This window comes from Paraburkholderia oxyphila NBRC 105797 (genome assembly GCF_000685075.1).
GTDB lineage: Bacteria > Pseudomonadota > Gammaproteobacteria > Burkholderiales > Burkholderiaceae > Paraburkholderia > Paraburkholderia oxyphila.
Map to the genome: position 1 here is coordinate 20,765 of NZ_BAYD01000038.1, position 20,351 is coordinate 41,115.

Annotated in this window: 8 protein-coding genes; 1 reads left to right on the forward strand and 7 read right to left on the reverse strand. The window is 69.1% G+C overall.

Annotated elements, in window-relative coordinates; all coding sequences use genetic code 11:
* Positions 1 to 31 precede the first annotated feature (31 nt).
* Positions 32 to 1,519: a hemolysin family protein gene (locus tag BO1_RS22885; RefSeq protein ID WP_028219547.1), complete on the forward strand. Its 1,488-nt coding sequence runs from the start codon at positions 32 to 34 to the stop codon at positions 1,517 to 1,519.
* Positions 1,520 to 1,574: 55 nt separating this feature from the next.
* Here BO1_RS22885 and treY read toward each other — a convergent pair whose 3' ends face one another.
* The 7 genes from treY to BO1_RS52290 form a co-directional block, all read right to left on the reverse strand.
* Positions 1,575 to 4,493, reverse strand: coding sequence for a malto-oligosyltrehalose synthase (gene treY / locus BO1_RS22890; RefSeq protein WP_028219548.1), 2,919 nt, complete (start codon positions 4,491 to 4,493; stop codon positions 1,575 to 1,577).
* On the reverse strand, positions 4,490 to 6,817 hold the full coding sequence (gene malQ, locus BO1_RS52280; protein ID WP_063744700.1) for a 4-alpha-glucanotransferase: 2,328 nt from the start codon (positions 6,815 to 6,817) through the stop codon (positions 4,490 to 4,492). The genes treY and malQ overlap by 4 nt, the downstream gene beginning before the upstream one ends.
* Positions 6,814 to 8,712, reverse strand: coding sequence for a malto-oligosyltrehalose trehalohydrolase (treZ, locus tag BO1_RS22900; RefSeq protein WP_028219549.1), 1,899 nt, complete (start codon positions 8,710 to 8,712; stop codon positions 6,814 to 6,816). Before treZ ends, malQ begins: the two co-directional genes overlap by 4 nt.
* Positions 8,713 to 8,733: 21 nt before the next feature.
* Positions 8,734 to 10,989: a glycogen debranching protein GlgX gene (gene glgX, locus BO1_RS52285; protein WP_084688124.1), complete on the reverse strand. Its 2,256-nt coding sequence runs from the start codon at positions 10,987 to 10,989 to the stop codon at positions 8,734 to 8,736.
* Between the two features lie 69 nt (positions 10,990 to 11,058).
* Positions 11,059 to 13,275 carry a 1,4-alpha-glucan branching protein GlgB gene (glgB, locus tag BO1_RS22910; protein WP_028219550.1) on the reverse strand — a complete coding sequence of 739 codons (2,217 nt, stop codon included), beginning with the start codon at positions 13,273 to 13,275 and terminating at the stop codon, positions 11,059 to 11,061.
* Positions 13,268 to 16,744 carry a maltose alpha-D-glucosyltransferase gene (gene treS, locus BO1_RS22915; protein ID WP_028219551.1) on the reverse strand — a complete coding sequence of 1,159 codons (3,477 nt, stop codon included), beginning with the start codon at positions 16,742 to 16,744 and terminating at the stop codon, positions 13,268 to 13,270. The genes glgB and treS overlap by 8 nt, the downstream gene beginning before the upstream one ends.
* Complete coding sequence (locus BO1_RS52290; protein ID WP_043285979.1) at positions 16,741 to 20,304, reverse strand: alpha-1,4-glucan--maltose-1-phosphate maltosyltransferase; 3,564 nt, start codon at positions 20,302 to 20,304, stop codon at positions 16,741 to 16,743. The genes treS and BO1_RS52290 overlap by 4 nt, the downstream gene beginning before the upstream one ends.
* Positions 20,305 to 20,351: the final 47 nt, after the last annotated feature.

The following is a 20,351-nucleotide window of genomic DNA, read 5'->3' on the forward strand; positions in this document are numbered from 1 at the left end:
GAGGGCTTCGTTTTCTCCGGAGCCCCCTCTCTTGATTCAGGTTATCGCTCTCGCCGGCGCGCTGTTGCTCGTTGCCCTCAACGGTTTCTTCGTCGCGGCGGAGTTCGGTCTCGTCAAGCTGCGCGCGACGCGCGTGCAAAGCCTCGCGACTCAGCACGGCTTGCGCGGGCGTTTGCTCGGCAAGGTCCATGGCCAGCTCGACGCCTATCTTTCCGCGTGCCAGCTCGGCATCACGCTCGCTTCGCTCGGCCTCGGCTGGATTGGCGAGCCGGCCTTCGCGCAGTTGCTCGAGCCGGTCTTCGATCTCGTGGGCGTGCGCTCGCCGGAGCTGATCCACGGCATCTCGCTCGTGTTCGCCTTCACCGCGATCTCGTTCCTGCATATCGTGGTGGGGGAGCTCGCGCCCAAGTCGCTCGCGATTCGCGAAGCCGAGAAGATTTCGCTGTGGGCCGCCGCGCCGCTGTACGGCTTTTACTGGACGATGTACCCGGCCATCTGGGCGCTCAATTCGAGTGCGAACGCTGTGCTTCGGCTGGCCGGTCTCTCGGCGGATCATGGCGCCGAGGCGCATTACTCGACCGACGAACTCAAGCTGATCCTGCGCAGCCGCCGTGCCGCGGCGCAGGAAGAGGCGCTGCACGAGGCACGCGCGCAAGCCGACGCGCGCGCTCTCGCCTACGGCCACGCGGCGGCGGGCGGCGTGGCGCGCGCCAACGGCTCGGCCAGCGCTGCTGCGAACGCTGCGCGTGCGAAGCGCACGGCGCGTATCGCAAGCACGGGCGGCGCGGGAAGCGCCTACAGTGCAGACGAATGGAACGCCCTCGCGCATTCGCTGGACTTCTCGCGCCTGAGCGTCTCGGACCTCATGCGCCCGGCGCACGAGATGGTGGGCCTGCGCCGCGACCTGTCGCTCGCCGAGAACATGCAGATCGTCGCGCGCCACCGCTTCAGCCGCTATCCGCTCTTCGAGGACGCCTCGGGCGAGCGCGTGGCGGGCCTCATTCACCTGAAGGATCTGCTGCTCGCGCGCGAGGCGGGCCACGCGCTCGACGATCTCGGCAAGTTCGTGCGCCCGGTGCAGTACGTGAAACCCGAGGCCCCCGCGCTCGCCCTGTTCCGGCGCTTTCGCAAGGGCGCGCCGCACTTCGCGCTGGTCGGGCGCAAGGGCATGCGGCCAAGCGGCTTCCTCACGCTCGACAATCTGCTCGGCGCGCTGGTGGGCCAGATCCACGACGAATTCCATCAGGCCGATACCGACTGGACCCGCATGGACGACGGCACGCTCATGGGGCGCGGCAGCCTGCCCGTGGTGTCGCTGGAGCAGGCGCTCGGCATCGATATCGACGAAGGGCGCGCGGAGTCGGTGGGCGGCCTCGTGATTCACGCGCTCAACGATCTGCCCACCGAGGGGCAGCGCGTCGAGTTCGACCGTTTCGACATCGTTGTTAAGAAGATGAAGGGGCCGCGCATCGTGCTCGTGCGCGTGTACCCGAAGGATCTGGAGGACGAGGGCGGTTGAGGCTTACTGAGGTCGGACTGATGCCTTGCTCCAGGCGCGGCCCGGTGGGCGCGGTTCAGGCTGGTGTGAGATTCGACAGCACCGCAACAGGCATTGCGCTCAGCACATCGCGCAGATAAAGCACGTTGTCCTGATCATGCTTCGTTGCGGCGCGTTTCGCGTCGCTCAGCCAGTCGTGCAGATCCGCGGCTGGGCACCCCTTCGGCAACACGACCGCCGTATCGTCCCATCGCGTGGACTCGACGAGCGGCAGATCGCCTTCCAGCAGCGCTGCCGCATGCCGCGTGCCGATCACGACGGCCCATGTATTGCCGTGCCGGCGCGCGAAGGCCAGCGCGTGGGCGGCCAGCGCCCCGCGCACTTCCAGCGGCCAGTACTCGCCCTCGCGCAGCAGCTCCGGCGCGCGGGCGCGCAGCGCGAGCAGCCGTGCAATAGAGGCCTGCTTCACGTGCGCGTCGCGCCAGTGCGCAAGCTTGGCGGCGGGCGTGTCTTGATCGAGTGCTGCCGCGCGCAACGCGAAATCCACAGGCCCGCGGTTGTCGGGATCGACGAGGCTGAAATCCCATAGCTCCGTGCCCTGATAGAGATCGGGCACGCCGGGCGAGGTCAGGCGCAGCACGGTCTGCAGCAGCGTATTGACCGCGCCGGCCGGCGCGATGCGCGCCACAAAGGTGGCGAGCGCCTGCAGAAACCCGCCGCGTCGCTGCGGCGCGAGAATGTCGAAGAGAAATGCCTGGCAGTCCGATTCGTAGGCTTCATTGGGCACGAGCCAGTTCGTGCGCAGCTTCGCCTCGCGCAGCGCCTTCAATTGCCATTGCGCGACTCGCTCGGCAAGCTCGCGTACGCGCGCTTCGTCGCCGGCGTCGAGCTCGGGCGGCCAGCAGCCCACGAGCGTTTGATAGAGCATCGCCTCGGCGGCCGGGCCGGGGGCCCATTCCCCCGCCATGCTTCCCGACGATGACGGCGGCGTCGCGTCGTTGCGCCGGTGCGGCTGGTTCAGCGTCGACCACGCGCGCAGCGTCGCGCTCCACTCCGGGGCGATTTCGCTGAGCACCGCGAGCCGCGCCCGCACGTCTTCGCCGCGCTTGTGGTCGTGCGTGGCCGTGGCAAGCATCGCATAGGGGAAACGCCGCTGGCGCAGCGCGTTGCCCGCATGAAATTCTTCGACGCTGCGCGCGAAGTCGTCCGGGTCCGCGCCCACTTCGTTGCGCGAAAGCAGCCGGCCGTAGCGGTAGAGCGCCGTGTCCTCGGTCGCCTTCGCCGCGAGCGGCGCAGTGAGCTGAGAGAAGAGCGTGAGTGCCGTACGCTGCGCGATGAGCGCGTGGCTTAGCGGGGCGGCGGGGGGATTTTGCGCGACGTGCTTTGACGTGCCCGAGCCGTTGCCTGGCCGCGTGCCAGCGTTGGCGCTTGCCTGTGCCGCCCGCGCGGGCTTCGCGCCGTTGCCGCTCTCGGCGTCCGGCGCACGCGCGCCGAGCCACGCATCGACATGATCGAGCGCGGCAAGGCTCGCGCGCGGCAGGGCCTGGCGAGCCGCCTGCAACGCGAGATCGAACCAGGGGTTGTCCTCCGGGCCGCGCAGACCATTGACCGGATAGATGCGATAGACGGGGAAGTGCATGGCAAGCTGCGCCACCACGCGATGCACGCTCGCGTAGGTGAAGTCGCGCGTGGCGGGCTGCTCGCGGGCAATGCGGTGCAGCGCGCGCGCCGCGTGATCGAGCTCCGCCGCGAGATACGCGGCCAGCACCTCGCGGCGCGCGTCGAGCGCGATGCGCGCGAAGGGCCGGTCCTGCCCCGAGATCGCGGCCCAGCTCTCGGCGAGCGGCGCGGCGCCAGCGGGGTCGTGCAGCAGGGCGCCCACGTCGTTCATGAAGTCGTAGCCGGTCGTGCCTTGCACGGGCCAGTCTTCGCGCAACGGCTCGCCGTGCGCGAGAATCTTCTCGACGACGAGGTACGGTGGTTGCGCACGCAACGAAACGAGCCGCTGGCGCAGCCGCTCGCAATACTCGCGCGGGTCGGCGAGTCCATCGATGTGATCGATGCGCAGACCGTCGATCACGCCCTCGGCGTAGAGGCGGAACACGAGCTTGTGCACGGCCTCGAATACGTCATGGCGTTCTACGCGCACGCCCGCGAGTGCGCTTACGTCGAAGAAGCGCCGCCAGTTCACTTCGTCGGTGGCGGTGCGCCACCATGCAAGGCGGAAGTGCTGGCGATCAAGAAGGCGATGCAGGCGCTCGCGCGTGACGGTATCGGCGCCGGACCAGGACTGCAGCGCGGAGTCGATCGCAGCGGTGCCCTCGCGCTCGACGAAGGCGCGCAGCGCATCGCGTGCGATGGCGGCGCGCGCCTGGTCGTCGGGCTGCGTGGTGAGGCCCTGGAACGGCGCGGCGAGCGCGTCGAGACTCGCATGGCTGGCCGACTGCAGCAGCGTCGCGTAATCGATCGGGCAGATCGGGCAGACGTGCGGACCGTACTGCACGAAGAAGCGCGCGAGCGCCGCGTCGAACTTCAGTGCGATGCGGCCCGCCGCGAGTTCCTCGCCGTATTGCGCGCCGAGGAACGGCATCAGCACCTTGCCGCGCAGCACCGGGTCCGGCGAGTGCCAGTCCACGTCGAAGTGGCGCGCGAATGCGCTGTGGCGCCCCCATTCGAGAATATCGAGCCACCACGCGTTGTGCGCGCCGCCCACGCCCATATGGTTGGGCACGAGATCGACGACGAGGCCCATGCCGCGCGCATGCAGCGCGTCGGCGAGGCGCCGAAGCGCTGCTTCGCCGCCGCGTTCTTCGCTTACCGTGCCGTAGTCGACGGTGTCATAGCCGTGCATCGAGCCCGGCTGCGCGGTCGTGATGGGCGAGAGGTAGAGATGGCTCACGCCGAGCGCGGCGAAATAGTCGAGCTGGGCCAGCGCGTCGTCGAACGTGAAGCCCTGATGGAGCTGCAGACGCAGCGTGGCGCGCGGGAAGGTCATGGCGCGGGCCGAACCGGAGACGCTACGGGTGCGGCGGGCGCGCCGCCAGGACTCGCGGGGCCGCCGGCGCCACCGGAGTGACCGGAGCGGCTGGCGGTAGCGGCGCTTGCTTCACTGCCCGCTTGATCTCCTGCTTGGGCTCCCATTTGATCGGCCGCCTCGGCCATCGCCCGCGCCCGCACCACGGTCCCGACGCGCGCGGCGAACGCGGGATCGGCGAACAGGGCGTCGACGGGCAGTGGCAGGCGCCGGCGCCAGTTCGGGTGCTCGTCGATCGAGCCCGGCAGGTTCGGTTGATCGGCGAGGCCGAGCAGGTCTTCGAGCGGGCAGGTCACGAGCGGGCTCGCACTCGCGGCCACGTAGCCGAGCGCGCCCTCCACCGGCGCGTCCTCGGGTGAAGGCTCGGCGGCGTCGCGCGGCGCGAAGCCGGTGTCCTGCAGCGCGAGCCAGAGCGCTGCGCGGTCGGCGGCGCGCTGGGTGTGCTCCAGTGCGACGGGGTCGCGCCCGTCCGCGCGCGCCAGCATCTGCCCGACGCGGTTGCGCCAGTCGATGTCGGTGCCGCGCCACCAGCCCGCGACGGTCGGCAGATCGTGCGTCGTGGTGGTCGCCACGCAGTTCGGGTCGTAGCGCGCGGGCGCGAGAAACGCGCCGTCCTTGCGCTCGAACCACAGCACGCGGATGCCGTAGAGCCCGTGCGCGGCAAGCCGCTCGCGCAAGCCCGGCGGCACGGTGCCGAGATCCTCGCCGATCACGATGGCGCGGTGCCGCCACGACTCGAGTGCGATGAGGCGCACGAGATCGTCGAACGGATAGCGCAGATACGCGCCGTGTTTTGCGCTTTCGCCCGCGGGCACGAGCCACAGGCGCCGCAGGCCGAGGATGTGGTCGATGCGCACGCCGCCCGCATGCGCGAACGCGGCGCGCAGCATGTCGATGAAGGCGCGAAAGCCGGTGTTGTGCATCGCGCGCGGCGAAAAGGTGGTGAGGCCCCAGCTTTGTCCGGCCTGGTTGAAGAGGTCGGGCGGCGCGCCCACCGAGACGCGCTGCAGCATGTCGTCGGGCTGAGCCCATGCCTGCGAGCCGGCGCCGTCACAGCCCACGGCGAGATCCGCGACGAGGCCGACCGCCATGCCGGCTTCGCGCGCCTCGCGTTGGGCGCGCGAGAGGCCCTCGGCCGCGAGCCATTGCAGGAAGCGGTGAAAATCCACTTCACGTCGGTGCGCCGTGGCGAAGCTCGCGACTTCCGCGCTGCGCGGGTCGCGCAAGGGCGCGGGCCAGTCCTGCCAGTGGCGCGCGCCGCCGGGCTCCTCGAGCATGGCCGCCTGGAGCGCCTCGAAGCGCGCGTGGTCTTCGAGCGCCTCGCCGCCGCGCGCGCAGAACGCGTCGAACGCCGCGGCGCGCGGCGAATCGCTCGTGCGCTCGGTGCTGTCGAAACGATCGAAGAGCACGCGCAGCACCGCGAGCTTGAGCCGCACCACGCGCGGCCAGTCGATGAGCGGCAGTGCTTCGAGTTCGCGCGCGATGTCGACGGCGTGGGCGGCGATGCAGGCCTCGTGTGCGGCCTGTGCGCCGAACACGTCCGCTGGATCGATATGCGCGACGTTGAGCCAGAGCCGCGAGGAGGGCGAGTACGGACTGAAGTGGCCCGGCTCGGCGCTGAACATCGCATGCGTGGGGCTCACCGCGAGCGCGTGTGCGCCGTGCCGGGCGTGCTCAGTGGCGAGCGTGGCCAGCGCGCTGTAGTCGCCGATGCCGCCGTCGCCATTGCGTCGGAGTCCATACAATTGAGCGGCGCTGCCCCAGAGCGGCGGCACGCGTGAGCCTGAGCCGCTCGGGCCGGTTTCGTTGCCGTGCCGTGCGCGCCATGCGTCGTCGAGGGTGTGGCAGCGCGGCGGCGCGACGGCGATCGTCAGGCGGTGATCGTGGACGGTGAGCGTGTGATAGCCGGGCTCGGAGAGCGGCGCGAGCAGCGCGGGCGCGTCTCGCGGCGCGGTGAAGCGGCCCTCGATGTGCTCGCCGTTCTCGAGATCGATGCGATAGTGGCTGCCCGTGCGCACCGCCGAAGACGGCAGCTCGATCGCGCTCTCGTATTCGGCGGTGATGAGCGGCGGCAGCCGGCGCGAGGACTGTTCCGCGTTCAGCGTCGAGGCGCTGTGCCGCAACTGGGTCGCGTTCGCGCACGGCAGGCCCGCGCATTCGAGCAGCGCGGCGAGCGTGCTGTCGGGCACGCGCTGCACGGCGCCGCGCGCATCGGTCCACTCGACTTCGAAGCCCGCGCGTTGCGCGAGGCCCGCAAGCGTCTCGCTGCGGCGCGCGGTGCTCATGCGAGCGGCTCCTCGCGCTGCATCACGCGTGCGTCGTGATGCAGCGCGTACTCGGGCACCGCGCCGGTGAGCCACGCCACGCAGGCGCTTTCGGGCAGCACGCCGTTGTCGGTGTAATCGCGCGCGCGCTCGGGCGTTTCGAAGACAACCATGCCTTTGGGTTGCGCATCGAGCCGCACGCCGTCGGGGCTCAGGTTCAGCGCGATCGTCCAGGTTTCGCCGTCGGCGAGGCGCCAGCGCGCGACGAGCGCATTCACGCTGTTGCCGGCGTCGTCGGCGAGCACGCTCGCGCCGAGCGGCCGCGCATCGCGCAGGCGCGGCATCAGCAGACGCGCGCGCACCGTGAGCGCGGACTTGTAGAAATGCATCCATGCGCGCCGTTCGTCGTCGAGCGGTGCATCGGCCGGCGGCGACGAATTCACGAACGTCTGCAAGTCGTTCGGATCGGGAATCTGCGCGCGCTTTGCCGCCTCGTGAAACGCGCTGAACGCCGCGAATTCTTTGCGGCGGCCTTCGCGCACCGCGTCGGCCAACTCGCCTTCGAAGGCGGTGAAGAACTGGAACGGCTGTGTCGAGCCGTACTCCTCCTCCATGAACAGCAGCGGAATCTGCGGCGAGAGCAACAGCAGCGCCGTGGCCGCGCGCAAGGCGCCGTCGTCGCTCAGGGCGCGCAGGCGCTCGCCCAGCGCGCGGTTGCCGATCTGATCATGGTTCTGCAGGAACATCACGAACGAGGTGGGCGGCAGATGCGCGCTTCGCTCGCCGCGCGGTTTGCCCGCATGCACGGGCGAGGGATCGCCCTGGTACGCGAAGCCTTCGCCGAGCACGCGCGCGAGCTGGTGGATGGGCGCGTCGGAGAAGGCGCGGTAATAGCCCTCCGATTCGCCGGTCAGCATGACGTGCAGCGCATGATGCGCGTCGTCGTTCCATTGCGCGTCGAAGTGCGTCTCCAGCAGATTCGCTTCGTTGTGCTCGTTTTCCAGCACGAGATGCACGTGGCGGTCCGGCTCCACGCGCGCATGCACATGATCGGCAAGCTCGCGCAGCCACTCGGGGTTGTCGATGGCGTGGGCCGCGTCGATGCGCAGGCCGTCAAAGCGGTATTCGGTGAGCCAGTAGAGCGCGTTGTCGCTGTAGAAGTCGCGCACCTCGGGCCGCGCGAAATCGAGCGCGTCGCCCCAGGGCGTGCGCTTGCCCGCCTTGAAGAACGGCTTCGCGTAGTGGCCGAGCCAGTTGCCGTCGGGGCCGAAGTGGTTGTACACCACGTCCAGAAACACCTGCAGGCCCAGACCGTGCGCCGCATCGACGAGCGCCTTGAGCTCGTCGGGCGTGCCGTAGGCCGCGTGCGGCGCATAGGGCAGCACCACGTCGTAACCCCAGCCGCGCTCGCCCGGGTAGTCGTTCAGGGGCATCAGCTCGATGGCGGTGATGCCGATGCCGGCGAGCGCGGGCAAGCGCTTCATGACGCCGCGATAGCCGCCCAGCGCCCCCACATGCAATTCGTAGAGCACCGTGTCTTCCCACGGGCGCCCCTGCCAGTGCGCGTGCTGCCAGCCGTAGCCGCGCGCGTCGAGCACCTCGCTCGGCCCGTGCACGCCTTGGGGTTGAAAACGCGAAGCGGGGTCGGGAACGAGTTGCCCGTTGTCGAGGCGATAGCGGTACAGCGTGCCGGAGCTGCACTGTGCCTGGGCTTCATACCAGCCGTTGCCCGTGGGCGTCATGTCCAGTGGCGCGCAGGCGCCGTTTTCGAACACCACCTGCACGGCGTCGCACGAGGGCGCCCAGAATCGAAAGCGCGTGTGCGGCTGCGCGTGCGCGGCGCCCGTCAACTGCGCGCCGAACGGCAGGCAATGCATGTAGTGGCGGACGTGCGGATCATGCGTAAGCGTGGCCATGGCCGGTTCCTGGAGTCCTGTTCAGCGGTCGTCTTGTGCGCCTTTGTCGGCGTTTGCCTGTGCTGCGCCCGGCTGGCGCGGGTCGGGTGGCGGCGTCTCGCCGCCTTTCGGCGCGCCGCTCGCCTCATTGCTTGCCGCGCCGGAAGCCGGCGCGTGCGTCGCGGCGGGCTCGCCGTGGCGCGCTGGCCTCGCGCCCAACACCACGAGCGCGTGCGCGGCGACTTCCAGCTTCACGTCGGGCAATGCGTGCGGCGATTCCTCGGGATGCGCGCTGTCGAGCAGCACGGACCACGTGAAGTGCGGCGCGGCAGCCGTGAACGCCACCGCGTGCGCCGAGGCGTTCAGCATCATCAACAATACTTCGATTTCGCCGTCGAGTCCCGGCCCCGCGCGCCGCACCGCGAACGCGCGCGCCTCGGGGTCCTGCCACGCTTCGGGCGAGAGCGGCTCGCCGTGCTCGTCGAACCAGTCGATGTCGTGCACGCCCGGCAGCACGTCGCGGTCGCCGAACAGAAAATGCGTCTGCCGCAGCACGGGGTGGTCCCGGCGCAGTGCGATTGCGCGCGCGACGAACGCGGTCATCGCCTCGCCTTGCGGCGTTGCGGCAAGCGTCCAGTCGAACCACGAAATCTCGTTGTCCTGGCAGTAGGCGTTGTTGTTGCCGAGCTGCGTGCGGCCGGCCTCGTCGCCGGCGAGCAGCATGGGCGTGCCGAGCGCGATGAACAGCGTCACGAGCATCGAGCGCGCGACGCGCGCGCGCGTGTCGAGGATCGTCGGATCGTCGGTCGGACCTTCCACGCCCCAGTTCGCGCTCCAGTTCTCGTTATGGCCGTCCTGGTTGTCCTCGCCATTTGCTTCGTTATGCTTATGTTCGTACGAGACCAGATCGGCGAGCGTGAAGCCGTCGTGCGAGGTCACGAAATTCAGCGAGGCCCAGGGGCGGCGCGTGCGTTTGTCGAAGAGATCGGCCGACCCCGTGAGGCGCGCGGCGAGATCGGCGCGCTGGCCCGGGTCGCCGCGCCAGTAGCGCCGCACGCTGTCGCGAAAGCGGTCGTTCCATTCCGCGAAGCCCGGCGGATGATTGCCGAGCTGATAGCCGCCCGGCCCCACGTCCCACGGCTCGGAGATCAGCTTGACCTGCGAGAGCACGGGGTCCTGGCGCAGCACGTCGAAAAAGCCGCTGGCCGAATCGAAGCCGTGCGCTTCGCGGCCGAGCGTGACGCCCAGGTCGAAGCGGAAGCCGTCGATGCCGTACGAGCTGACCCAGTAGCGCAGCGAGTCGGCCACCATCTGCAGCACGCGCGGATGCGCGAGATTGAGCGTGTTGCCGCAGCCGGTGTCGTTGATCAGGTAGCGCTCGTCGCCGGGCACGCAGCGGTAGTAGCTGGCGTTGTCGAGCCCGCGCCACGAGACCGTCGGCCCGACTTCGCCGCTCTCGCAGGTGTGGTTGTAAACCACGTCGAGGAACACCTCGATGCCGGCCGCGTGAAGCTGGCGCACGGCGATGCGCATTTCGTCGGGGTCGTGGCCCGAGAGATACGACGGCTCGGGCGCGAAGTACGCTGCCGGGTTGTAGCCCCAGTAGTTGCGCAGGCCGCGCTCGAAGAGGAAGCGTTCCGTGAGCAGGGCCTGCATGGGCAGCAGCTCCACGGCGGTGACGCCCAGCTTGTGCAGATGGTCGATGAAGCGCGGTGCGGCGAGTGCCGCGAAGGTGCCGCGCGTGTGCGAGCGCAGGTCGTGGCGCATCATCGAGATGCCGCGCAGATGCGCTTCGTAGATGACGGTCTTGCCCCACGGCGTATTGGGGCGCACGTCGCGCGACCAGTCGAAGGCGTCGTGGCTGACCACGGCCTTGGGCATGGCGGGCGCCGAATCGCGGCGGTCGAGCGAGAGGTCGCCGCGGTTCGAATGCACGCGGTAGCCGTAGAGCGTGTCGGACCAGCGGAACTGGCCGATGAGCCGCTTCGCGTAGGGGTCGAGCAGCAGCTTGTACGGGTTGAAGCGATGGCCGTGATGCGGCTGATAGGGGCCGTGCGCGCGCAGTCCATAGACGGTGCCGGGGTGCGCGCCCGGCAGATAGCCGTGCCAGACTTCGTCGGTGCATTCGGGCAGCGTGTAGCGCGTGCGCTCCTTGCGCCCGGTCGGGTCGAACAGGCACAGCTCGATGCGCCACGCGTGCGCCGAGAACACCGCGAAGTTCGTGCCGAGCCCGTCCCAGGTCGCGCCCAGCGGGTAGGGCGTGCCGGGCAGCAGCCGCTCGCGCAGGCCGTTAGCCATGTCGATGCTCCTTGTCGTGTTTTTTCTATTGCATCGGATTCCTGATGGTATGCTGGCGCGATCATTTCATCAGCGGCGCAGGCGCAGTATCAGTGTGCCGAGCGGCGGCAGGACGAACGCCGCCGATTGCGGCTTGCCGTGGCTTTGCACGGGCTCCGTGCACACGAGGCCCCCGTTGCCCATGTTCGAGCCGCCGTAGATCTCGGCGTCGGTGTTCAGCGCTTCCTCCCACTGGCCCGGTTGCGGCATGCCGATCCGGTACCCCTGGCGCGGCACCGGCGTGAAATTGCAGACCACCACGATCTCGCGGCCCGAGCCGTCCACGCGCCGCCACGCGAGCACGCTGTTTTCGGCGTCGTCGGAGATGAGCCATTCGAAGCCGCCCGGCTCCGCGTCGAGCGTGTAGAGCGCGCTCTCGCCCGCATAGAGCCGGTTCAGGTCGCGCACCAGCGTTTGCACGCCGCGATGCAGCGGGTCGTCGAGCAGGTCCCAGTGCGGCGTGCCGTCGTGGTCGAACTCCGCCATCTGCCCGAACTCGCCGCCCATGAAGAGCAGCTTCTTGCCCGGATGCCCCCACATGAAGCCGAAGTATGCGCGCAGGTTCGCAAAGCGCTGCCAGCGGTCGCCCGGCATCTTGCCGAGCAGCGAGCCCTTGCCGTGCACGACTTCGTCGTGCGAGAGCGGCAGCACGAAGCGCTCGGACCACGCGTAGACCATCGCGAAGGTCATCTCGTGATGGTGATAGCGGCGGTGAATCGGGTCTTCGTGCATGAAGTGCAGCGTGTCGTGCATCCAGCCCATGTTCCACTTGAACTGGAAGCCGAGGCCGCCGTCCTCGGGGCGCGCGGTGACGCCGGGCCAGGCCGTCGATTCCTCGGCGATGGTGATCACGCCGGGGCGCTGCGGCACGTACTGCGTTTCGTGATTGAGACGCTTGAGGAAGGCGATCGATTCGAGGTTCTCGCGTCCGCCGTGGATATTCGGCACCCATTCGCCCTGCGCGCGCGAGTAGTCGCGGTAGAGCATCGAGGCGACGGCGTCCACGCGCAGGGCGTCGACGTGATAGCGCAGCAGCCACGCGAGCCCCGAGGCGATCAGGAACGCGCTCACCTCGCGGCGCCCGAGGTTGTAGATCATCGTGTTCCAGTCGGGGTGATAGCCCTCGCGCGGGTCCGCGTGCTCGTAGAGCGCGGTGCCGTCGAAGTCGACGAGGCCATGCGCGTCGTTCGGGAAGTGCGCGGGCACCCAGTCGAGGATCACGCCGAGGCCGGCCTCGTGCGCGCGGTCCACGAAGGCCGCGAAATCGAGCGGGGAGCCAAGGCGTGCCGTTGGCGCGAATTGCGAAAGCGGCTGATAGCCCCACGAGCCGCCAAACGGGTGCTCGGCTACCGGCAGCAATTCGAGGTGCGTGAAGCCCATGCCTTGCGCGTAGGGGATCAGGCGCTCGGCAAGCGCCTGCCAGTCGGGCGCGGGAGCGTCCGCGCCGTGCGTGGGGAGCCATGACGGCGCATGTACTTCATAGACCGACATGGCCGCGCGCGCGTTCTGCTTTTGCGCGCGCGACTGCAGCCATTCGCTGTCGTGCCAGGCGAAGTCGTCGAGCGCCTCCACGGGCGCGACCACCGAGGCGGTGGCGGGCGGCGCTTCGGTCTGGAATGCGCACGGATCGGCCTTCAGGGGCAGCACCTCGCCGCGTGCGCCGAGGATCTCGTACTTGTAGCGCGCGCCCGCGGCCACGCGCGGAATGAACAGCTCCCACACGCCGGCTTCGTGGCGCAGCCGCATCGGATGGCGGCGGCCGTCCCATGAATTGAAGTCGCCCACCGCCGAGACGCGCCGCGCATTCGGCGCCCATACCGCAAAGCGCACGCCGGGCACCCCCTCGCAGATGAGCGGTCGTGCGCCGAGACATTCGAGCACGGCGTAGGGGTCGCCGTCGGCGAGCCGGTGCAGCGCGTCGCCGGAAAGCTGCGGGCCGAATGAGTAGGGATCCTCTATTTCCTGCGTGACGCCATGCCAGTCGATTTCGAGCCGGTACGGCACGGCCTCCGCGAGCGGTCCGGCAAAGAGCCCTGCGGGATGCACGAGCGTGAGCCCGGCGAGCGTATGGGCGCGGTCGCGCGCGAGCACGCGAACCTGCGTGGCGTTCGGCAACCACGCGCGCACGTACGGCGCACCATCGACCCAGTGCAGCCCGAGCACCGCGAAAGGATCGGCGTGCCGCCCGTGAAGGAGCGCGTCGATGTCGTTCTGATGCAGGGCGGCGTCGGGCGAGCGTTCAGCCATGTCCGCTTCCTCCCGTATGCGGATGCGCATGCGTTTGCGTTTGTGTGGGCGTGGGACCGAGCACGCGGCTCGCGAGCGCGGCCATCCCACGGATCGGCAGGGCAAGCCAGCTGGGCCGGTTGGCGGCCTCATAGCGGATCTCGTAGGCCGCCTTCTCGATCAGGAACAGGTCGAGCAGCGCCTGCTCGTGGCTGGCGCTCACGAGCGAGAGCGGGGCTTGGGAGACGGCCGCGCGATACTGGCTGAGGAAGGTCTCGGCGGCATGCCCGCGAAACCGTTCGAACAGCGCATGCTTGCGCTCGGCGATCTGCTGCGGCGCGCTTTCCGTGCTCGATTGCGCCGCTGCGCCCGCATAGGAGAGCGAGCGCAGCAGGCCCGCGACGTCGCGCAGCGAGCATTGCTTCGCCCGCCGATAGTCGAGCGATCGCGCGGGTTCGCCCTCGAAGTCGATCAGGTATGCGTCGCCCTGCGAGATCAGTACCTGGCCCAGGTGGAAATCGCCATGAATGCGGATGCGCAACGTCGATGCATCGAGCGGCACGAGTTCTTCGACCTTCGCCATCAGCAGGTCGCGGCGCTCGACCAGACTGCGAGCGAGCTCGCGCGCGTCGTCGTCGAGCGTGTGAACGTTCTCGCCCGTGTGCTGCGCCACGATGTCGAGCGCTGTGGCCAGCATCGTCTTCGTATCGGCGATCCATTGGCCGACGTCCTCGCGCGTCGCGGGTTCGGGCGCGAAGGCCGGGTCGTCGGTCGGCGTGGAGAGCGCAGCATGCAGCTCGCCAAGACGCTTGCCGATCACGCCGATCACCGACGCGTAGTTCTGCATCACTTCCTCTTCGTGCGCCTGGTCGCCGGTGTCGCCATCGTCGGCGGCGAGCGCCAGTTCGTCGACGGTGCGGCGCAGATAGTCGAGCGCCCAGTCCCACGCATTGCCCTGATTGTCGATATAGCCTTGCAGGATCGCGAGCGTATGCGGCACGCCCTGCGGATCCACGCGCACCACTTCGCCATAGAGCGGCGCGGTGTTCGCGTAGCCGAGCGTCGTCAGGTAGCGGCTCATTTCCGCCTCGGGATGCACGCCGGCGATCAGCCGGCGCACGAGCTTGAGCACGATCGTCTCCGCCACGATGAGCGAGCTGTTGCTCTGCTCGGCGGCGAGCCAGCGGACCTCGGGCTCTTCGCCGAGATCGAGTTCGGCGAGGCGCTCGGTGGGCTCGAAGCGGATCGTGCTGCCTTGCACCGTGGGCACGGCCGCGCGCTCGTGCAGCTTGCGCAGCATGCCGTAGGCGAACCACGGCAGCGAGAACGCGTCGGTGAGGTAGCCGATCGTGCGCCCGCGCCGCACGCGCGAGAGCGCGAGCTGGATGTGCAGCGGCGTGGTGGTGTCAGCGCCCCAGGTGATGGCGATGGGCAGCAGGTAGCGCTCGCTCGTGCCGTCGGCGAGCTCGGCCTCGAGCTCGGTGAACGCGAAGCCCGCGCCGTGGATGGTCGTGAGCGCGGCGAGCTTCACGCCGCGCAAGGCCTTGTCCTTCGAGGCGAACCAGCGTCGCCGCGAGAGCCACGAGGGCAGCACCTCGGATTCGAGCAGGCGCACGTTCTCGGGCGTGGCGCCGGTCTGGCCTTCGCGGATCACGACCGTCACGAATTCGGGCAGTTGCTCGGAGGTCGGCTGGCTCCACGAGGGGCGCTCGTTGCTCGGGCACAGCAGGAACCACAGGAAGCCGTACGGCGGGAAGGTGAGCAGATAGGGCAGTTGGCCGATGGGCGGGAACACCGAATCGGCGGTCATTTCCACGGGCGCCGTGCCCGCGAACTCGGAGAGATCGAGCTCGACGGCCTGCGGCGCGCGGGAGAGATTCGCCACGCACAGGATCGCGGGCTCGCCCGGCATCTCGCGCAGATACGCGAGGATCTTGCGGTTGGCGGGCCGCAGGAAGCGGATCGAGCCGCGCCCGAACGCCTGCTTCGCGCGGCGCGTGGCGAGCATGCGGCGCGTCCAGTTGAGCAGCGAATGCGGGTCGCGCGTCTGCGCCTCCACGTTGATGGCGTCGTAGCCGTAGAGCGAGCCCATCAGCGGCGGCAGGACCAGTTGCTCGGGGTCGGCGCGCGAGAAGCCGCCGTTGCGGTCGGACGACCATTGCATCGGCGTGCGCACGCCGTCGCGGTCGCCCAGGTGGATGTTGTCGCCCATGCCGAGCTCGTCGCCGTAATAGATCACGGGCGTGCCCGGCATCGAGAGCAGCAGCGAGTTGATGAGTTCGATGCGGCGGCGGTCGCGTTCCATGAGCGGCGCGAGGCGCCGCCGGATGCCGAGATTCAGGCGCGCGCGCCGGTCGCTCGCATAGGTGTTCCACAGATAATCCCGTTCGGAGTCCGTAACCATTTCGAGCGTGAGCTCGTCGTGGTTGCGCAGGAACACCGCCCACTGGCAGCTCGGCAGCAGGTCCGGCGTCTGCTTCATGATGTCGATGATCGGGAAGCGGTCCTCGCTCGCGATCGCCATATAGAGGCGCGGCATCAGCGGGAAGTGGAACGCCATATGGCATTCGTCTTCCTGGCCGAAGTATTCCTGCACGTCCTCGGGCCACTGGTTCGCTTCGGCCAGCAGCATGCGGTTCGGATAATGCTCGTCGATGGTCGCGCGGATCTGCTTGAGGATCGCGTGCGTCTCGGGCAGGTTCTCGTTGTTGGTCCCTTCGCGCTCGACGAGGTAGGGCACCGCGTCCAGACGCAGCCCGTCGATGCCCATGTCGAGCCAGAAGCGCATCACGTGCAGCACTTCGCGCAGTACGGCGGGGTTGTCGAAATTGAGGTCGGGCTGGTGCGAATAGAAGCGGTGCCAGTAGTAGGCGCCCGCGACGGGATCGTGCGTCCAGTTCGACGGTTCGGTGTCGATGAAGATGATGCGCGTTCCCTGGTACTTCTGATCGGTGTCCGACCACACGTAGTAGTTGCGGTGGTTCGAGCCGGGCTTCGCGCGGCGGGCGCGCTGGAACCAGGGGTGCTGGTCCGACGTGTGATTGATGACGAGCTCGGTGATCACGCGGATGCCGCGGGCGTGCGATTCCTGGATGAAGCGGCGCACGTCGGCGAGCTGGCCGTAGTCGGGGTGCACGTTGCGGTAATCGGCGATGTCGTAGCCGTCGTCGCGGCGCGGCGAGGGATAGAACGGCAGCAGCCAGATCGCCGTCACGCCCAGCGCGGCGATGTAGTCGAGCTTCGCGAGCAGGCCCGGGAAGTCGCCCACGCCGTCGTTGTTCGAGTCGTAGAACGACTTTACGTGCACCTGATAGATGACCGCGTCCTTGTACCAGAGCGGATCGTCGGACAGCAGCGAGGGTTTGCCGCGCCTTTGCGTGCCATGCCGTTCGTGCTCGGCCAGGGCGTCGGTGTCCTCCGCGGTCGGGTCGTGCGTGACGGGCGCTTCAGCCTGCGGCGGCGTCTCATGGGAGGCGGGATCGCGTTTCATGTCGCTCCTCCGGGCGGGAAGTCCTGATCCAGTTCGGGGTGGCCTTCGACATGCAGCTCGTCGGCCGGCTCTGCGGGTGGCACCTCGCGCGGCAGGCCGTCGATGGGCGCGATGCGCCAGATCGCGAACGGCCGCGCGTGCGGATCGAGCCGCACGTGCTGCCAGCGGCCTTGCCATTCGAAGTGCTCGCCGGTCATTTCGTCGACGACAGCAAGGCGTGCGTGATCGTCGATCTGCCAGTGCTGGAAGGTCGTCCACGATAGCTCGAAGTCGGCGCCTTGCTCGGCGAACGGGTCGAGGTTGATCGCGACGACCACGACGTTGTCGCGCGCGGGCGTGGCTTTCTCGAAGCACAGGATGGCGTCGCTGTGCGCGGGCAGGAAAGTGATGCCCAGATGCGTCTGCAGCGCGGGATTCGCGCGGCGGATGCGGTTGAGCGCCGCGATCTCCGGCACGATGTTGCCGGGCCGCTCCCAGTCCCAGGCGCGCAGCTGATACTTTTCGGAGTCCAGATATTCTTCGCTGTTGGGCAATGCGCGCGCTTCACACAGTTCGAAGCCGCTGTAGACGCCCCACAGGCCCGAGAGCAGCGCGGCGAGCGCCGCGCGAATCAAGTGGCTCGAACGCGCGCCGCCCTGCAGATAGCGCGGATTGATATCGGGCGTATTGACGAAGAAGTTGGGCCGATAGAAGTCGCGCACCTCGGTCTGCGTGAGCTCGGTGAGGTAGTCGATGAAGTCGCGCTTGGACTCGCGCCACGTGAAGTACGTGTACGACTGCGAGAAGCCCAGCTTGGCGAGCCGGTACATCAGGCGCGGGCGCGTGAAGGCCTCGGAGAGGAAGATCACGTCGGGGTGCCGCGCACGCACGTCGCCAATCATCCATTCCCAGAACGGCAGCGGTTTCGTATGCGGATTGTCGACGCGGAAGATGCGCACGCCGTGGTCCACCCAGAACAGGATCGCGTCGCGCAGCGCGAGCCACAGGTCGGGCTTCGAATCGTGCGCGTAGAACTCGGGGTTGACGATGTCCTGGTACTTCTTGGGCGGATTCTCCGCGTAGCGCAGCGTGCCGTCGGGCCGCCACGCGAACCAGCCCGGATGCGCCTTGAGCCACGGATGGTCGGGCGAGCATTGGATCGCGAAATCGAGCGCGATTTCGAGGCCGTTTTCATGCGCGGCCGCCACCATGCGACGAAAATCGTCGAGCGTGCCGAGCTGCGGATGCACGGCAGTGTGGCCGCCTTCGGCCGCGCCGATCGCGTAGGGGCTGCCCACCTCGCCGGGCTGCGCGGTGAGCGCGTTGTTGCGGCCCTTGCGGTTGGCGAGCCCGATCGGATGAATGGGCGGGAAGTACAGCACGTCGAAGCCCATGTCGCGGATGCGCGGCATCTTGGCGATCACGTCGTCGAAGGTGCCGTGGCGCGATTCGTCGTCGCTCATCGAGCGCGGGAAGATCTCGTACCAGCTCGCGAAGCGCGCGGCGCTGCGCTCGGCGTCCACGCGCTGCACCTGGGTGTCGCGCGCGAGAAACGGGCGATGGCGCGCGGCGCGCACGGCGGCGGCTGTCGCGGGCGCGGCCAGCAGCGCGCAGCGCGTTTCGGTGTCGGCGCCCACGAAGCGCTTCACGAGCGCATCGAGTGCGTCGCGTGTGCGTGCATGCTCGCCGGACTGGCTCTCGTGCTCGTCGGCGTCCGACGTTTCCGCCGTGGCGAGCACGAGCGCGAGCAGGCGGCTCGCCTCTTCGAGCTCGAGGTCGACCGGCTGATGCGCCGCGCGCTTTTTCTGCAGATGATCGACGAGTGAGGCGAAGTCATCGCGCCAGGCGATCACGACGAACTCGTGGCGGCCCACGCGTTCGAGCGGAAAGTGGCCGCTCCACAGGTCGGTGCCGGCGGGCTGCATCGGCGTCATCGGCGCTTCGTGCCAGGCGTTCTCGTCGCTGGCGCGCCAGAGGAAGGCCGCGTCGATGCGGTCGTGGCCATCGGCGAAGATCGCGGCGTGCACTTCGCAGCGCTCGCCCACCACGCGCTTCACGACGAAGCGGCCATGATCGACCGAGGGCGACACGCTCTCGATGGCGATGCGCGGCGCGGCAATGGCCTCGAGCACGCTCTTGTGGCCGCTCGTGGGCGACTTCGCGAGGTCTTCGGGCGGCGCGAGCGTGACCATCGGACTCGCGAGCGCACTGAACATCCAGCACGCGCCCGCGGGCAGCGTGAAGGTCTCGGGCACGGCGCTCGCGTCGTGAGGCGCGGGCGCGGCCGGGTCGCGCGCGCCGCGCAGCGTCTGCGCGTCGAGCGGCGCGAAGCGCGTGAAAGCGCCGGGCACGCCGTCGAGCAGGCGCGCCATGTTCACGCGCACGGGCGCCGCGAGCGAGGGATTGACGAGCGTGAGCAGCGCTTCGCCGGACTCGCGCAGGTCAGCGCTATCGCCGCGCAGCAGGGCGACCACCGGCGCGCCGGGACCGTTGAGCGCGCGCAGCTCGCCGTTGGTCTGCAGCGTCCACGTCTCGCGCTGCAACGCGTTGGCGTGCGCGATATCGGCGGAAAGATCGAGCGGCGCACGCGCTTTCGCGGCTTCCCATGTGTGCACGCCAGGTGCTTGGCCACCATGGTGCCCGGCGTGCGGATCGCCGCCCGGCGCGCCGTGATGGATCGCTTCGTCCATGCCGTATTCGAAGCCCATCGGCACGAGCCAGCCCGTGCCGAGCGCCGTCGCCGCGCGCAGCATGCGTCGATAGGCGCGCTCGACTGCGCGCGCGTCACCGGCGCCTTCGAGGTCGTGGGCGAGGCGCGGGCCATAGGGTGCCTCGGGAAACGCGATGGGCGAGCCCACGCGCCGCATGACGGCGTGCTCCTCGATGAGCCAGCTCGACGCAAAGTCCCACCAGCGCAAGGAGGTGAAGGCGGCGTCGAAGCCCGCGTCCTCGAGCTGTGCGAGGTCCTCGCGCGCGAGGCCGGGCGTGGCTGCGAGCCAGCGCGTTTGCGGATGGCTCGCCCGCACCGCATCGAAGATCGCGCGTAACACGTTGGCCGGCACGCGATGCGGCGAGTCGATGCGAAAGCCGCCGATGCCCGCATCGGCAAGCCGGCTTGCGAGCTGCGTCCACCACACGGCGAGCGGCGCGCCCGCGCGCGTGAAGTCGGCATAGGCCACGTTCGCGTCGCGATGGCCGTGGCGCGGGTCGAGCCGCGCATCCTCGGGCTCGAACGGATGGAACCATTCGGGATGCCCGGTGTAGAGCCTGCCGTCCGCGGCGCTGCGGTCGAGCGTGAGGTCCGCTAGCAGCGTGATGCCGCGGGTGCGCGCGGCGGCCGCGAGCAGGCGCAACGCGTCGTCCACGCTTTCCTGCGTGCCGAAGGCGGGATGCAAGCGGGTGTGATCGGCGACGATGCGGTCGTCGCCCGAGGCGCCCGGCGCGAACAAGGCGCCGATCAGGACATGGTCGAAGCCGAGCGACGCGGCATGCGCGAATTGCGCAGGCCACGCGTCGAGCGATCCGACGAGAACGGAATGAACGAAATAGATCCGCGGCGCATAGGCGTGGGGAGCTTCCATCGGTCGTATTCCAGATTCGTCGGGCGACGTGGATGCAAGGCCGATAT